General features: G+C 38.4%; 16 protein-coding genes, 1 pseudogene and 1 riboswitch. Of the genes and pseudogenes, 14 read left to right on the forward strand and 3 right to left on the reverse strand.

The features are described from left to right. The first annotated feature begins 40 nt into the window (after positions 1–40). The 9 genes from serC to pyrF all read left to right on the forward strand — a co-directional run bounded on the left by serC (position 41) and on the right by pyrF (position 9,120). The gene (gene serC, locus BT797_RS17710) at positions 41–1,132 is read left to right on the forward strand and encodes a 3-phosphoserine/phosphohydroxythreonine transaminase (RefSeq protein WP_075473052.1); all 1,092 of its coding nucleotides are present in this window, start codon (positions 41–43) and stop codon (positions 1,130–1,132) included. Between the two features lie 139 nt (positions 1,133–1,271). Next, positions 1,272–2,384 (forward strand): histidinol-phosphate transaminase, encoded by a 1,113-nt coding sequence (hisC, locus tag BT797_RS17715; protein ID WP_075473053.1) that lies wholly within the window; start codon positions 1,272–1,274, stop codon positions 2,382–2,384. 55 nt (positions 2,385–2,439) lie between these two features. Continuing rightward, complete coding sequence (gene aroA / locus BT797_RS17720) at positions 2,440–3,723, forward strand: 3-phosphoshikimate 1-carboxyvinyltransferase (protein WP_045110732.1); 1,284 nt, start codon at positions 2,440–2,442, stop codon at positions 3,721–3,723. Positions 3,724–3,918: 195 nt separating this feature from the next. Further along, positions 3,919–4,593, forward strand: coding sequence for a (d)CMP kinase (cmk, locus tag BT797_RS17725; RefSeq protein WP_045110731.1), 675 nt, complete (start codon positions 3,919–3,921; stop codon positions 4,591–4,593). A 122-nt stretch (positions 4,594–4,715) separates the two neighbouring features. Then, positions 4,716–6,383 (forward strand): 30S ribosomal protein S1, encoded by a 1,668-nt coding sequence (gene rpsA / locus BT797_RS17730; protein WP_045110730.1) that lies wholly within the window; start codon positions 4,716–4,718, stop codon positions 6,381–6,383. Between the two features lie 68 nt (positions 6,384–6,451). Next, positions 6,452–6,736 (forward strand): integration host factor subunit beta, encoded by a 285-nt coding sequence (gene ihfB / locus BT797_RS17735; protein ID WP_006034591.1) that lies wholly within the window; start codon positions 6,452–6,454, stop codon positions 6,734–6,736. A gap of 160 nt (positions 6,737–6,896) precedes the next feature. Then, complete coding sequence (locus BT797_RS17740; protein ID WP_045110729.1) at positions 6,897–7,184, forward strand: lipopolysaccharide assembly protein LapA domain-containing protein; 288 nt, start codon at positions 6,897–6,899, stop codon at positions 7,182–7,184. Between the two features lie 8 nt (positions 7,185–7,192). Beyond that, positions 7,193–8,362, forward strand: a complete 1,170-nt coding sequence (gene lapB / locus BT797_RS17745; RefSeq protein WP_075473054.1) for a lipopolysaccharide assembly protein LapB — start codon at positions 7,193–7,195, stop codon at positions 8,360–8,362. Positions 8,363–8,418: 56 nt separating this feature from the next. Then, positions 8,419–9,120, forward strand: coding sequence for an orotidine-5'-phosphate decarboxylase (pyrF, locus tag BT797_RS17750; protein ID WP_045110727.1), 702 nt, complete (start codon positions 8,419–8,421; stop codon positions 9,118–9,120). Between the two features lie 38 nt (positions 9,121–9,158). Here pyrF and rrtA read toward each other — a convergent pair whose 3' ends face one another. Continuing rightward, positions 9,159–9,737, reverse strand: a complete 579-nt coding sequence (rrtA, locus tag BT797_RS17755) for a rhombosortase (RefSeq protein WP_075473055.1) — start codon at positions 9,735–9,737, stop codon at positions 9,159–9,161. A 31-nt stretch (positions 9,738–9,768) separates the two neighbouring features. Here rrtA and BT797_RS17760 point away from each other — a divergent pair, with 31 nt between their 5' ends. The 3 genes and pseudogenes from BT797_RS17760 (at position 9,769) to galE (ending at position 11,927) form a co-directional block, all read left to right on the forward strand. After that, a complete protein-coding gene (locus tag BT797_RS17760) occupies positions 9,769–10,416 on the forward strand; it encodes a tRNA-uridine aminocarboxypropyltransferase (protein ID WP_075473056.1) in 648 nt (215 codons plus the stop codon). A gap of 119 nt (positions 10,417–10,535) precedes the next feature. After that, a complete protein-coding gene (locus BT797_RS17765) occupies positions 10,536–10,775 on the forward strand; it encodes a DUF3820 family protein (protein ID WP_045110724.1) in 240 nt (79 codons plus the stop codon). Between the two features lie 135 nt (positions 10,776–10,910). Continuing rightward, positions 10,911–11,927 (forward strand): annotated as a pseudogene (gene galE / locus BT797_RS17770) (UDP-glucose 4-epimerase GalE). A 2-nt stretch (positions 11,928–11,929) separates the two neighbouring features. Here galE and BT797_RS17775 read toward each other — a convergent pair. Then, positions 11,930–12,355, reverse strand: coding sequence for an HIT domain-containing protein (locus tag BT797_RS17775; RefSeq protein WP_045110722.1), 426 nt, complete (start codon positions 12,353–12,355; stop codon positions 11,930–11,932). Positions 12,356–12,365: 10 nt separating this feature from the next. Then, a complete protein-coding gene (locus BT797_RS17780) occupies positions 12,366–12,767 on the reverse strand; it encodes an H-NS family histone-like protein (RefSeq protein WP_045110721.1) in 402 nt (133 codons plus the stop codon). A gap of 392 nt (positions 12,768–13,159) precedes the next feature. Further along, positions 13,160–13,344: riboswitch (Lysine riboswitch) on the forward strand. Positions 13,345–13,453: 109 nt separating this feature from the next. Between BT797_RS17780 and BT797_RS17785 the strand changes: the two genes are divergently transcribed. Next, the gene (locus BT797_RS17785; RefSeq protein ID WP_075473057.1) at positions 13,454–15,049 is read left to right on the forward strand and encodes a Na+/H+ antiporter NhaC family protein; all 1,596 of its coding nucleotides are present in this window, start codon (positions 13,454–13,456) and stop codon (positions 15,047–15,049) included. A 96-nt stretch (positions 15,050–15,145) separates the two neighbouring features. After that, complete coding sequence (locus tag BT797_RS17790; protein WP_045110719.1) at positions 15,146–15,727, forward strand: thymidine kinase; 582 nt, start codon at positions 15,146–15,148, stop codon at positions 15,725–15,727. Positions 15,728–15,730 lie beyond the last annotated feature (3 nt).

The following is a 15,730-nucleotide window of genomic DNA, read 5'->3' on the forward strand; positions in this document are numbered from 1 at the left end:
TTAAAACGTTTAAGCTGCTTTGTTAACAAGGATTATGGATATGAGTCAGACTTATAATTTTTGCGCTGGTCCCGCAATGTTGCCACATGCAGTGATGGAACAAGCCCAAAAAGAATTTATTAATTGGAATAATACCGGCGTATCGGTAATGGAACTCAGTCATCGTAGTAAAGACTACATGGCTGTCGCTTCTGCCGCAGAGCAAGACTTACGTGATCTATTAGCCATTCCAGACAACTACAAGGTTATCTTTTCACAAGGTGGCGGTCGCGGTCAGTTTGCTGCTGTGCCCCTGAATATCCTTGGTGATAAAACTGAAGCAGATTATTTATTAACTGGCCAATGGTCAAAATCAGCGGTTGTTGAAGGTAAGAAATACTGCCAGATTAATGAATCCAATATTCTAATGCCAAGTACCGATGGTATTGTTGCAGTTAAACCTGCATCACAATGGCAAGTATCAAGCAAAAAAACGGCTTACGTACACTATTGTCCGAATGAAACTATCGAAGGTATTGAAATTAATGATATCCCTGACACAGGTGATATTCCGCTTGTTGCTGATATGTCATCAAATATCCTTTCTAAACCATTAGATATTAGTAAATTCGGTATTGTTTATGCGGGTGCGCAAAAGAACATCGGCCCATCAGGTTTGGGGGTAGTGATTGTACGTGATGATCTGTTCGATAAAGCCAAACAAGAAACCCCATCAATCTTTAACTATAAGTTGATGGCTGAAAATGACTCGATGTTTAATACACCGCCGACCTATTCTTGGTATTTAGCAGGACTTGTGTTCAAGTGGTTAAAAGCACAAGGTGGTCTGTCTGCTATTGAAGAAATTAATGCAGAAAAAGCCAAGCTACTTTATGGCTATATTGATAGCAGCGATTTCTACAGTAACAACGTAGCGACGGGTAACCGCTCAAAAATGAATGTGCCGTTTACATTAGCATTGAGTGATCTAGATGCTGCGTTCTTAAAACAATCTCAAGATGCGAATTTAATGGCATTAAAAGGTCACCGTATTGTTGGTGGTATGCGCGCAAGTATTTATAACGCTATGCCAATCGAAGGGGTGAAAGCACTTATTGGCTTTATGGAAAAATTTGAACGTCAACAGCGTTAATCGTGAATAGATAAGAAAGCGTTCTTAGCAATAGAACAATTAATACGTATTTAAAGGCAATGGAAAAATGTGTTGAGCATGATTAATGTCGATGACAAGCGTGCTAACTACATAAGAGTGCCGTCTACAAGGATTTATTATGAGTTGTGATTTTTTTGCTTTAGCAAATACAGGGGTACAAGGTTTACACCCTTATCAAGCGGGAAAACCGACTGATGAATTAGAGCGTGAACTAGGGTTAACAGATATTGTTAAATTAGCATCGAATGAAAATCCATTGGGTGTTGGTGAATTAGTTAAAGCTGCATTAGAGAAAGAACTATCGGGTATCACCCGTTATCCAGATGCAAATGGCTACTATCTAAAGCAAGCGCTAGCAGATAAATACGATCTTGCGCCAGGACAATTTACTTTAGGTAATGGTTCAAATGATGTGCTAGAACTTATTGCCCGCAGTTTTGTTACGCCTGAGCATGAAGTTATTTTTGCTGAGCATGCGTTTGTGGTTTATCCATTAGTGACACAAGCGATTGGAGCAAGGGGGGTGGCTGTACCTGCCAAAGATTGGGGTCATGATTTACCTGCAATGTTGGCCGCAATTACAGATAATACTCGTCTTATCTTTATTGCCAATCCAAATAATCCGACTGGTACGTTTTTAACAGCTGAAGCCTTGTATGACTTTTTGAATAAAGTACCAGAAAACGTAATTGTAGTATTGGACGAAGCGTATTTTGAATACGTAGATAAAGAGCTACAAGCACCGTCAATTACTTGGTTAAATACGTTTTCAAATCTAATCATTACACGTACCTTCTCTAAAGCCTATGGCCTTGCGGGTTTACGTGTCGGTTATAGCATGTCACATCCGGATATAGCGGATATTTTAAACCGCGTTCGTCAGCCATTTAATTGTAATAGTTTTGCATTAGCGGCTGCGCAAGCGGCATTGTCTGATCATGATTTTTTAACCGCGAGTGTGGCGTTAAATAATGAACAACGGGCTGTGTTAGAAACATTTTTCAGTGAGCAGGGTATTGATTATATTCCGTCTAAAGGTAATTTCATTACCGTGGAACTTGTTCAAGAACCGGCTATTGTGTACCAGGCATTATTACATAAGGGCGTAATTGTTCGTCCTGTTGCTGGTTATGGCTTAACAAAGCATTTGCGAGTGAGTATTGGTACTGAATTGGAAAATAAAACATTCATGCAGGCGCTACTGACAGTGTTGGCGGAGTTAGACGCATAGCAAGTAAGGCTAGCGACTATTCGTTGTATTAATTAAAAATTAAGTGAATAAATTTATGGAAAAATTAACATTAAAACCAATTAGTAAAGTATCTGGTACTATTAACTTACCAGGCTCTAAAAGTGTTTCAAACCGAGCATTGCTACTTGCAGCGCTGGCTGAAGGCACAACGCGATTAACAAATTTATTAGACAGTGATGATATTCGTCATATGTTAAACGCACTGACAAAATTAGGTGTGCAGTATGATCTTTCTGCATGTAAAACAATTTGTACAGTAACTGGCTTAGGTCGTGCATTTTCTGTAGATGAAAAACTTGAGTTATTTTTAGGTAACGCAGGTACGGCAATGCGTCCATTATGTGCAGCGTTATGTTTGAGCGAAGGTGAGTTTGAATTGACCGGCGAACCGCGTATGGAAGAGCGTCCAATTGGCAGTTTAGTGGATAGTTTACGTCAAGCTGGCGCAGATGTTACTTATTTGAAAAATGAAGATTATCCACCAGTACGTATTAAAGGTACTGGCTTGAAAGGCGGTAATATTAAGATTGACGGCAGTGTATCTAGTCAGTTCTTGACTGCATTCTTAATGGCTGCTCCATTGGCTGAGAATGATACGACGATTGAGATCCTTGGTGAACTTGTATCTAAACCGTATATCGAGATTACTCTTCACATTATGCAGCAATTTGGTATATCAGTAAGTCATGATAATTATCAGACGTTTACCATTAAAGGTAAGCAAACATATCAAGCCGCTGGTGATTTTTTAGTTGAAGGTGATGCTTCTTCTGCGTCTTATTTCCTTGCAGCAGCGGCAATTAAAGGTGGTAAGATCCGTGTAACGGGTATTGGTAAAAAATCAATCCAAGGTGATATCCAGTTTGCAGATGTGATAGCAGCAATGGGTGGTAAAATCACTTGGGCTGATAGTTATATCGAAGCTGAAGTGGGTGAATTAAATGCTGTTGATATGGATATGAACCATATTCCTGATGCAGCAATGACAATTGCAACAACCGCATTGTTTGCAAAAGGTACAACGGTTATTCGTAATGTATACAATTGGCGCGTGAAAGAAACTGATCGCTTAGCGGCGATGGCGACAGAATTACGTAAAGTGGGTGCAGAAGTAGAAGAGGGTAATGATTACATTAAAATCACACCTCCTGCGCAATTAATTCATGCTGCCATTGATACTTATAACGATCACCGTATGGCTATGTGTTTCTCATTAGTTGCATTAAGTGATACACCTGTAACGATTAATGATCCAGGCTGTACATCAAAAACGTTCCCAGATTATTTCGATCAATTTACAGGCTTAGTTCAAGCTTAAATTGAGCGTTGCCCAATTTGATGCTGTTATTTAGCATTGTTCTTAAATAGCGAGGTATTACTGAAGTGGTACCTCGCTATTTTTTTATTTACGGTTATTATTTCATACTATTTTCATGAAGATCCGTTATAATCGCGGCCAGATCCATACAGCATTGTTTAAAGTTGTATGTTAGATATCGAGTTTGGAGAATTTATGACAGTAGTAGCACCAATTATTACAGTTGATGGGCCAAGCGGCTCTGGTAAAGGTACTTTATGCCAATTACTTGCGGCTAAGCTAGGTTGGCATATACTAGACAGTGGCGCTATTTATCGTGTATTAGCCCTAGCTGCAATGCACCATAACGTGAATTTAGACAACGAAGAAGCACTCACGGTATTAGCTGCAAACTTAGATGTACGTTTTGTACCAACTGATGATGGCTTGCAAGTGATCCTTGAAGGCGAGAATGTGTCACGTGAAATTCGTACTGAAGAAGCAGGTTTTGCAGCCTCTCGCACCGCTGTATATCCGGCTGTGCGCGCAGCGTTGTTACAACGTCAACGTGACTTCCGTGTTGCGCCTGGCTTAATTGCCGACGGCCGTGATATGGGAACTGTTGTCTTTACTGATGCCAATGTAAAAATATTTTTAGATGCTTCTGCTGAAGAAAGAGCCATTCGCCGGTTTAATCAGTTGCAAGACAAAGGCTTCGATGTTAACATGCCAGCCCTTCTGGAGGAGATCAAGAAGCGTGATCATCAAGATCGCAACCGATTGGTCGCTCCACTAAAGCCTGCAGATGATGCACTTGTTATTGATTCGACATCTATGTCAATCGAAGACGTAGTTGCTAGTGTGTTGGCTTTTGCTGAAGGTAAAATTTAAAGTAGTCGGTATTCTATCGATTATTTAGCGGTCAAGCATCAAGGATGATGATGACTTTTGATTAACAACCCACATTAGCCGGATTGCTTATGTGAACGTTTTATAAGTACAAATAACTCATTATGAATGAATCTTTCGCTTTACTCTTTGAAGAGTCACTACAAGAACTTGCTGCTCCTGGTAGCATCATCAAAGCAACTGTTGTTGCAATCGAAAACGGTTACGTTTTAGTTGACGCTGGTCTTAAATCAGAATCTTCTATTCCTGCTGAAGAATTCAAGAACGCTGCTGGCGAACTTGAAGTTGAAGTTGGTCAAGAAGTTGATGTAGCACTAGAATCAATTGAAGACGGTTTCGGTGAAACTCAACTTTCTCGTGAAAAAGCTAAACGTCATGAGTCTTGGATTCAGCTTGAAAAAGCATACGAAGATCAAGAAACTGTTATCGGTGTTATCAACGGTAAAGTTAAAGGTGGTTTCACGGTTGAAGTGAACACAATTCGCGCATTCTTACCAGGTTCTTTAGTAGACGTTCGTCCTGTACGTGACACTACTCACCTTGAAGGCAAAGAGTTAGAGTTCAAAGTAATCAAACTTGACCAAAAACGTAACAACGTAGTTGTTTCTCGTCGCGCAGTTATCGAAACTGAAAACAGTGCAGAACGTGAAGAACTTCTTGCTAACCTTCAAGAAGGTCAAGAAGTTAAAGGTATCGTTAAGAACCTTACGGACTATGGCGCATTCGTTGATCTTGGTGGTGTTGATGGTCTTCTACACATTACTGATATGGCTTGGAAACGCGTTAAGCACCCAAGTGAAATCGTTAATGTTGGTGACGAAATCAATGTTAAAGTTCTTAAATTCGATCGTGAACGTACACGTGTATCTCTAGGCCTTAAACAGCTTGGTGAAGATCCATGGGTAGCTATCGCGAAACGTTACCCTGAAAGCACTAAGCTTACGGGTAAAGTTACGAACCTAACTGACTACGGTTGTTTCGTTGAAATCGAAGAAGGCGTTGAAGGTCTAGTTCACGTTTCAGAAATGGATTGGACTAACAAAAATATCCACCCTTCTAAAGTTGTTAACGTTGGCGATTCTGTTGAAGTTATGGTTCTTGATATCGACGAAGAACGTCGTCGTATCTCTCTAGGTCTTAAGCAATGTATTGCTAATCCTTGGGAAAACTTCTCAACTTCACGTATCAAAGGCGAGCAAGTTACTGGTAAGATCAAATCTATTACAGATTTCGGTATCTTCATCGGTCTTGACGGCGGCATCGACGGTCTAGTTCATCTTTCAGACATCTCTTGGGATGCTACTGGTGAAGAAGCAGTTCGTGAGTACAAAAAAGGCGACGAAATCACAGCTGTAGTTCTACAAGTAGACCCAGAGCGTGAACGTATTTCTTTAGGTATCAAGCAAATTGATGAAGACCCGTTCAACGAATACCTAGCGAATAACAAGAAGAATGCTATTGTTAATGGTACAGTTTCTTCTGTTGACGCTAAAGGCGCGACAATTGAACTAGCTAAAGGTGTTGAAGGTTACATCCGTGTTGGCGATATCTCTCGTGACCGTATCGAAGATGCAAGCCTAGTATTATCTGTAGGCGAATCACTTGAAGCTAAATATGTTGGTGTTGATCGTAAAAACCGCGTAATTAGTCTTTCAGTTAAAGCTAAAGATGAAGCTGACGAGAAAGAAGCAATGGCTAGTGTAAACAGCCAACCGCAAGAGTCTGGTCTATCTGCTATGGCAGAAGCATTTAAAGCTGCTAAAGGCGAATAATCAGCCGGAGGGATGTTTATTCATCCCTCATTAGTACGATGTCGACAATATTCTTATATGGAGATTATATGACAAAATCAGAACTTATCGAACGTCTTTGCACTGCAAATTCGCAGCTGGCGACTAAAGATGTTGAATTATCTGTGAAAGCTATACTTGATCAGATGGTAGATACTTTAGCAACTGGTGATCGAATTGAAATTCGGGGTTTTGGAAGTTTTTCTCTACATTACCGTGAACCTCGAATTGGGCGTAATCCTAAATCAGGTGAAAAGGTTGAATTAGAGGGGAAATATGTTCCTCATTTTAAACCTGGTAAAGAACTTCGAGATCGTGTTAACGCTTCTTTATAGCAGTTGATACTTGTAAAAACGGCATACTTAGGTATGTCGTTTTTTTTTGTTTTTTTTCCACACTGACCCATAGTTTATGGATTACACCATATATTACTAGCACTTGGCTCATTAATTGGCGATAATCCTTATATTGCTATTTATATCACAGAGGACGTCGATGAAATCATTTATCTTTTTTATTATTATCGCTTGTATACTGGCGCTTGCTGCAGCATTTGCTTCGAGTAACGATCAGTTAGTTGATTTTAATTATCTAATTGCGCTAGATTCATTTAAATTATCTTCTCTGCTTGTTGGTGCATTTATTTCTGGTTTAGTCGTGGCTGGTGTATGTATGGGGCTGTTGTTAATGAAATTAAAATTATCACTGTCGAAATTGAAACGTAAATCAAAGCGTCAAGTTACAGAACTTGAACGATTACGTACTGCTGAAATTAAAGGTTAATTTACTGTATGTTTGAACTTTTATTTCTTTTACTTCCTGTTGCCGCCGCGTATGGCTGGTATATGGGTAGAAGAAATGGCCGCTATTTACAACAAGATAAGCAACATACCATGTCTAGAGAGTATGTGACGGGGCTTAACTTTTTATTATCAGACCAACCTGATAAAGCGGTAGACTTATTTATTGATTTACTTGATGTTGATAGTGAAACGATTGATACGCACTTGGCGCTAGGTAATTTATTCCGTCAACGTGGTGAAGTACAAAGGGCAATTAAGATCCACCAAAATCTAATTGCACGGCCTTCATTAACACATGAACAGCGTAATCTTGCATTATTACAACTTGCGCGTGATTATCTTGCTGCAGGTTTGGTTGATCGCGCTGAAGAGTTATTTTTAAAATTGATTGATGAACACGATCATCGTCAAACTGCTTTATCACAACTTATCATTATTTATGAACAGACCAAGGAATGGGAACAAGCCATTGCGATTGGGATTAAATTAAAAAAAATGGGCGATACGAAAGTTGAACGTAAAGTGGCACATTTCTATTGTGCGCTAGCAGCCTCTACATCATTAGTGAATGAGCCTAAAAAACGTTTAGCGAGTCTTAAAAAAGCCTTACAGTATGACAAGCAATGTGTCAGAGCTAGTATCATGTTGGCTGATTTTTACATTGAGCAAAACGACTATAAAAAGGCCATTGTCTGGCTTGAGCACGTAATGACTCAGGACATAGATTTTGTCACCGAAATTTTACAGAAACTAAAAGATTGCTACACTGAAATTAATAATGAAGATGGTTTTATTCATTTCCTTAATGATGCCCAAAACAATAAAGCGGGTATTAGTGTTGCGATTGCATTAGCTGATTTTACAGTGAGCAGTGTGGGGTTAGAGCCGGCTGAAAAGTTGATATTAAATCAAATTGTTCGCACGCCGACGATGAAAGGCTTTTATCATCTAATGCAGTATCAAGAACAAGCTGCAGAAGAAGGTAAGGCAAAAGAAAGTTTAGCTATGTTACGCAGTCTTGTTGGTGAACAGCTTAAATTGAAGCCGATTTATCGATGCAGTAAATGTGGCTTTAGTACTAAACGAATATACTGGCATTGTCCATCGTGTAAGCGTTGGGGCAGTGTGAAACCTATTCGAGGCTTAGATGGCGAATAGTGTAGATAGAGCAAATTTGTAATACGATAATGAGTAACTCGGACCTAGGAAAAAATATGTTGCAAGAGAGTAAAGTAGTTGTCGCACTTGATTATGCTGATGAAGCAAGTGCATTGAATTTTGTTGATAAAATCAATCCTAGCCAATGCCGTCTGAAAGTAGGCAAAGAAATGTTCACGTTATTTGGACCAGAATTTGTTCGCAAATTAGTTGCACGTGATTTTGATGTATTTTTAGACCTTAAGTTTCATGATATTCCAAATACAGTAGCAAAAGCTGTAGCCGCTGCTGCTGAGCTGGGTGTATGGATGGTGAATGTACATGCATGTGGTGGTCAACGTATGATGGAAGCTGCAAAAGCAGCGCTGGTTCCTTATGGCGATAAAGCACCGATACTGATTGCTGTTACCGTATTAACAAGTATGGAACAAGAAGATCTCGCACAAATGGGTGTTAACATTACCCCCGCTGAACAGGTTATCCGTTTAGCGACGCTAACACAAAAAAGTGGCTTAGACGGTGTAGTTTGTTCTTCACAAGAAGCATCAATGCTGAAAAAAGAATTGGGCGATTCTTTCCTATTGATCACGCCTGGTATTCGCCCAGCAGGAAGTGCAGCTGGTGATCAGCGCCGTATCATGACGCCTGTTGAAGCGGTTACTGCTGGTTCAGATTATTTAGTCATCGGTCGACCAATCACACAAGCTGAATCACCAATGCAAGTGTTAACTGAGATTAATGAAAGTTTAGCGAGCTAAATGATTCTTTAATTCAATATTCATATCGATAAGAGCGCTCAGGCGCTCTTTTTTTTATTTAGATAAACAAACAGTGGGGCAATGATTAATCCTGTTACAAGGCCATACAGGTGCGCCTCGGTCAGTACTTGCGCTTGAATTAACTTACTCATCTCTATCGGGCTATTGAAAAATTGTTCATTGATGATTTTGATGATTGTACCTGCAATTAAAACATAACCGGAATAATATTGTTTTGTCACGTCAATAATCGCGCCGACAATGATAATGCCATGGAGTATGCCTGATAATCCGACATATAAATGCGTGTTAGGCGATAGAAAAAATATACCTGCGCCAACGCCAATGGATAATATTAAAATTAAACCAAGGTAAGTCGTTGCACTATAATAACGGTAATGTAGTCCGCTAATAACAGCCAGCGCACAGACGTTTAGCAGTACATGATAGATATTTGTATGGTTAAAATTCCCCGTGATTAAACGCCATAATTCACCATCGAGAATCAATTCCCTGTTATAATCTAAGATGGTTATATTTTCGGTGGATAAGGCATAAATAATGAGGCATAACAGCCCGAGAATGAACCAGTTTAGCCATCTATGTTGAATTAGCATATCTTATTAATCCATAATATTTAGGTTTGTCGTGAGTAAAAGAAAAAAGTGTACTGTATGTGATAAAGCATTATCAGCCTGTATATGTCAGCACATAACGGTTATTGATTCTGATATTGAATTAATTATATTACAACACCCAGGTGAAGTTAAAAATGCGATCGGAACCGCCCGTATTCTCAATCTTTCATTACCACAATGTCAAATTATAATTGGCGAGAACTTTACTGATAATACGCAGTTAAATGACATATTGAATGATCCAACACGACAATGTTATTTGCTCTACCCAAGTGAAGAGAGTATTGATGTGGAGCGATTGAGCCTTGCAAAAAGCAGTGATATGGTTAGTAACAGTGCAATTATAAAACATAATATGAAGCGCACATTTATTTTATTGGATGGTACATGGCGTAAAGCATTTAAAATGTACCAAACATCGATGAATTTACAGGGTATACCTGCTGTGCGATTGAACGCTGAAGAAGAAAGCCAATATACAATTAGACAAACCTCGATCGAAGGAGGTTTGTCGACTGTTGAAGCTGGTTACTTATTACTTTCAACGTTAGAAAAAGATAAAATAAAATATCAACCTTTACTGGCTGCATTTGAATATATGATTAATTTTCAAATTGCGCAGATGCCAGCAGATTTATTTAATAAAAATTATAAATAGGTGTGAACGAATAAATCGTGCGGCAAGTCAGATAAATAATTTAATGGTGTGATGTTTAATATTGTCTTTTTACAAAATAAGTGCATTTACACTAAATAGTTCGTTAATATGGATTTTATATGTCACAACAGCAGTTAATTGAAGCAATCAACACAGAAATGCCGTTTGGTAAATATCGGGGGCGTTTGTTACTTGAATTACCTGAACCTTATTTAGTGTGGTTTCACAGTAATGGCTTTCCTAATTCTAAGTTAGGGCAACAACTCGCGCTAATATACGAGGTGAAGTTAAATGGACTTGAATCTATGCTTGTACCATTACTGAAGCGTCCATCGGTATATTTAAATAATGAAGGGTGATCACTATTTCTTGTGTTTTTATAAATAATAATACCTAATAGTAACTAGTTTAGTTTAGTTTAGTTTAGTTTAGTTTAGTTTAGTTTAGTTTAGTTTAGTTTAGTTATATTTTTATGTTCTTAAGAAGGAATTCGAATGGCAATTTTAGTGACAGGTGGTGCCGGATATATAGGTAGCCATACAGTTTTAGAATTATTAACCGCGGGGCAAGATGTTGTCGTTATCGATAACTTATCTAATTCAAGTGAAGAGTCATTAAATCGTGTACGTGCAATTACAGATAAAGAGATAACTTTTTATTGTGGTGATGTATTAGATTCAAATTTGTTAACGCAAATATTTACCGAACACGCGATCTCGTCTGTGATTCACTTTGCTGGTTTAAAAGCGGTTGGTGAATCCAATTAAATACCATTAACGTATTACCGTAATAATATCGCTGCCACGATTAACCTTTGTGAAGTAATGGCTGCTAATAACGTTAAGAATTTCGTATTTAGTTCGTCTGCGACTGTGTATGGTGATCCTGCATCAGTGCCGATTGATGAAAGTTTTCCTACTTCCGCTACGAACCCGTACGGCCGTTCAAAATTAATGGTTGAAGAAATTCTTGCTGATTTATACAAATCAGATAATAGTTGGAATATTGCACGCTTACGTTATTTTAACCCTGTTGGTTCGCACGAAAGCGGCTTAATTGGTGAAGATCCAAATGATATTCCCAACAACTTGATGCCATATATTTCACAAGTGGCAGTGGGTAAATTAGCAGAGCTAAACGTATTCGGCGATGATTATGCAACATCAGATGGAACAGGTGTGCGTGACTATATCCATGTCGTTGATTTAGCGTTAGGCCATTTGAAAGCGTTAGATAAATTAATGACAAACCCAGGTCTTGTAACTTATAACTTAGGAACGGGCCAAGGTTATAGTGTATTAGACATGGTGAAAGCATTTGAACAGGCTTCTGGTAAGACAATAGCTTATAAAATTGCACCAAGACGTGAAGGGGATATTGCGCAATGTTATGCTGCAACAGATCTAGCTGAACGAGAACTCGGTTGGAAAGCAACACGCCAAGTATCAGATATGACTGTTGATACTTGGCGCTGGCAATCAAATAACCCGAATGGTTATAGCAAGGGTTAATTTTATCTGCTGATAAATCCAGCTTTCAGCGTAGTTGATATGATAGTTATCAGCTGGGCTGCTTGCTCTGGTGTTCTGCTTATTGGGGGGAGTTGACCCCAAATAGGTTTTGGCCAACAAGCATCTTCTTTAAAACGAGCTACGTGATGAATATGTAACTGCGGTACCATATTCCCTAATGCTGCGATATTTATTTTATCTGCATATAGCCCATCTTTTAATAACCGACTTACTGCATTTGATTCAATTAAAAATTGAGCTTGCTGCTCATCCGTTAATTCATGAAATTCAGTGATGCCATTAATTTTAGGTACTAAAATTAACCACGGGAAATTACCGTCGTTTGTTAATAGTACTTGGCATAGCGGGAACTCACCAACTAAGGTTGTATCAGCAACAAGTTGTGGGTGTAATAAAAATTGAGTCACGCGAGTCTCTCTATATTAAGAATTCTTCAATTGAACCTTTCTCATTCATCACGTCTTGAAGTGGTAATGGCATACGGCCTTGGCCTGTCCATGTTTTTGTTTCACCATTTAGTTCATAAGCGTATTTTGCAGGACGAGGACCTCGTTTAGTTTTCGTTTTCTCAGTTGTTGAATCGGTTAAATTCATTAATTCTTCAGGGCTGATACCGTTTTCTTTAAGTTGCAATAATATCTCGTTCATCATTGCTTGTTTTTCTTGTTGCTTTTCTAATTCAGCGTTTTCTGATTCTTTTCTATCTTCAACAATTTTAGTGAATTTAATTAAAACATCTTCGAGTTGAACAACGCTTAATTCTTTTGTTACAGCGCGTAAGCTACGAGCATTTAAAAACACCTTAATAAAATCATTCATAATTAGTACCTAAATATAGACAGGGGGATTAATCAACTGTAATAAGATTAATATACTTTAATGTGGTTAATATACAATAGTTAAATAAATACCAATAATATATTTACACTTATTTATAAAACTTATCTAGGATCGATTAATTAAATAAATAGATTAATAAAGTAAAATAGATTTAGAAATCTAACTTTAAACGATTAAATGGTTTATTGCTTTAAGTCAATTTACTTTATTTAAAGTCATTTAATGGTCAATTATTTGAAGTTGATTTACTCTATTTTGGAAAAAATAATTAGTTTACCAATCAGCTCCTTATATCACATGTTGTTTATTTTATGAACGTTAACACCTATGTTGTCTTGAAGTGGTGAAATTATCTGCTATTATCGGGCTTCCTCCTAAGTAGAGGTGCGCAATTCATAAGTAGTGTTATTTAGGTAGCTCCAATAATAACAACACAAAAGGGAATTGCGCCGAAGAATGAATTTTAAGCTAAAAAAATTCATTCTGGTGATGTGTTCGAATAGAGACATCACTGTCATAGTCAATTTTATATTAACTATGGGGCGCTACTAAATAGAAGAGCATATGGGTTATCTTTACATCTATCATATTGTAAATACCCTTATTGCACATCTCATCTGTCTTATTTAGTCGTTCCCTATAAAAATTATTAGGTCAAAGGGATCATGGAACTCATTAATTATTCAGACTCAGCGTTATCGCTGGTTGTACCACTAGTTGCACTTACATTAGCAATTCTTACACGTAAAGTATTGTTATCACTTGGTTGTGGTATCTTACTTGGCGCACTATTTTTAACAGATTTTAATGTTGTTAATGCAGCGAAACACCTTTCAGATTTGGCATTGAGCTTAGTTTGGGAGTCGGGTGATGCGAGCAAGGGCTCATTCTGGAAAGTGGGTTCGTTCAATACTTGGAATTTGTCAATCATCGTATTCCTATTCATATTAGGTATGTTAACCAGTGTTATGATGGTAAGCGGTGCAACAAGCGCGTTTGCTGATTGGGCAAAACAGCGAATCACAACGCGTCGTGGTAGTACACTGCTGACAGCTTTTTTAGGTGTTTTCATCTTCGTTGATGATTACTTTAATAGCCTTGCTGTGGGTAGTGTGAGTCGTCCACTGACAGACCGTTATAAAGTTTCTCGTGCTAAATTAGCTTATCTGCTTGATTCTACCGCAGCACCTATGTGCGTATTAATGCCTATATCAAGTTGGGGTGCTTATATTATTGCTGTTATTGGTGGTATTTTAGCCAGTCATGCAATCACGGATATAAGTCCACTAGCAGCATTCGTTCAGATGATACCAATGAACTTCTACGCTATGTTTGCTATTGCAATGGTATTTGCGGTTGTTTGCTTCAATCTTGACTTTGGCTTGATGGCAAAAGAAGAAGAAGCGGCGAAAAATGGTGAACTGTTTGATGCTAAAAAAGGCTGCCCTGCCGGTTCTACGGTAGAATTAGAAGAAGCTGAAGGTGGTCATATTTCAGGCTTAATCCTACCTATTTTAGTGCTTATCTTTGCGACTATCTTCTTTATGATTAACTCTGGAGCATCCGCGCTCGCAGCTGATGGCAAAACATTTGATATTTTAGGTGCATTTGAAAATACAGATGTAGGTAGTTCGTTAGTGTATGGTGCATTATCAGGTCTTGCTGTAGCACTTGTGCTAAGTCTTATTTCTGGTGTATCTATTTCATTACTCGCACAAGCAAGTTTCCACGGTGCTAAATCAATGCTACCAGCGGTTTATATCTTATTCTTCGCATGGGCAATTGGTTCGACTATTGGTTCTATGGAAACAGGTAAGTATCTTGCTGCATTAGTGGGTGATTCTATCCCAAGTAGCTTATTACCTGTTATTATGTTTGTCCTAGCAGGCTTTATGGCGTTTGCGACAGGGACTAGCTGGGGTACATTTGGTATCATGTTACCTATCGCTGGCGATATGGCTGCGGGTACTGAAGTAGCGTTAATGTTACCTGTGTTAGCATCAGTGCTAGCCGGTTCTGTATTTGGCGATCATTGCTCACCTATCTCTGATACCACGATCTTATCGTCAACGGGTGCAAACTGCCATCATATGGATCACGTAATGACACAGCTTCCATATGCGCTATCAATTGCGTTAGTAAGTGCGATTGGTTATTTGGTACTCGGTATAACAAGTTCTGTGCTATCGGGCTTTATTGCTTCAGCAATTGCATTTACAATTGTGGTTGCTATTATGTCGCGATTAAGTCATAAAGTATAAATAAGACATTAATAACACGCTGTTTATAATGAACAGTATTAATGTGAAGTAATTATATACGCCTGTTGATACAGGCGTTTTTTTTGAGGGTATAAAATGGCATCTTTGCATTTCAAATTTGCAGCAATGAATTCAGGTAAATCAACACAATTGATCCAAGCTCACTTTAACTATATTGAGCGTGGTATGTACCCATTAGCGATGACACCAGAGTGTGACAGTCGTTACGGCAAGGGTGTTATAGGTGCGCGTGTTGGCTTAAAACTAGAAGTTGATGTATTTGAGAAAGAGACCAATTTATTTACCACTATTTCTACGCGATTAGAAAATCAAAAGATTGATGTATTTATCATTGATGAAGGTCAATTCTTATCCCGAGAACAGGTTTACCAATTAGCTAATGTGGTCGACCAACTCAATATTCCAGTGATTGTTTATGGGTTGAAAACAGATTTTAAATTAGAGATGTTTGAAGGTTCATACCATCTAATGTGTCTTGCAGATAAAGTTGAAGAACTTAAAACCGTCTGTTGGTGTGGTAATAAAGCACACATGAATGCCAGAGTCAGTGATAGTGGTGTGGTATTAAGAGAAGGTGAACAAGTTGAAATTGGCGGTAATGAGCGTTATGTCTCACTGTGTCGTAAACATTTCATGAATGGTAATGCGAGCCGTTAATCG

It is taken from the genome of Moritella viscosa, assembly GCF_900120065.1.
In the GTDB taxonomy this organism is placed as follows: Bacteria; Pseudomonadota; Gammaproteobacteria; order Enterobacterales; family Moritellaceae; genus Moritella; species Moritella viscosa.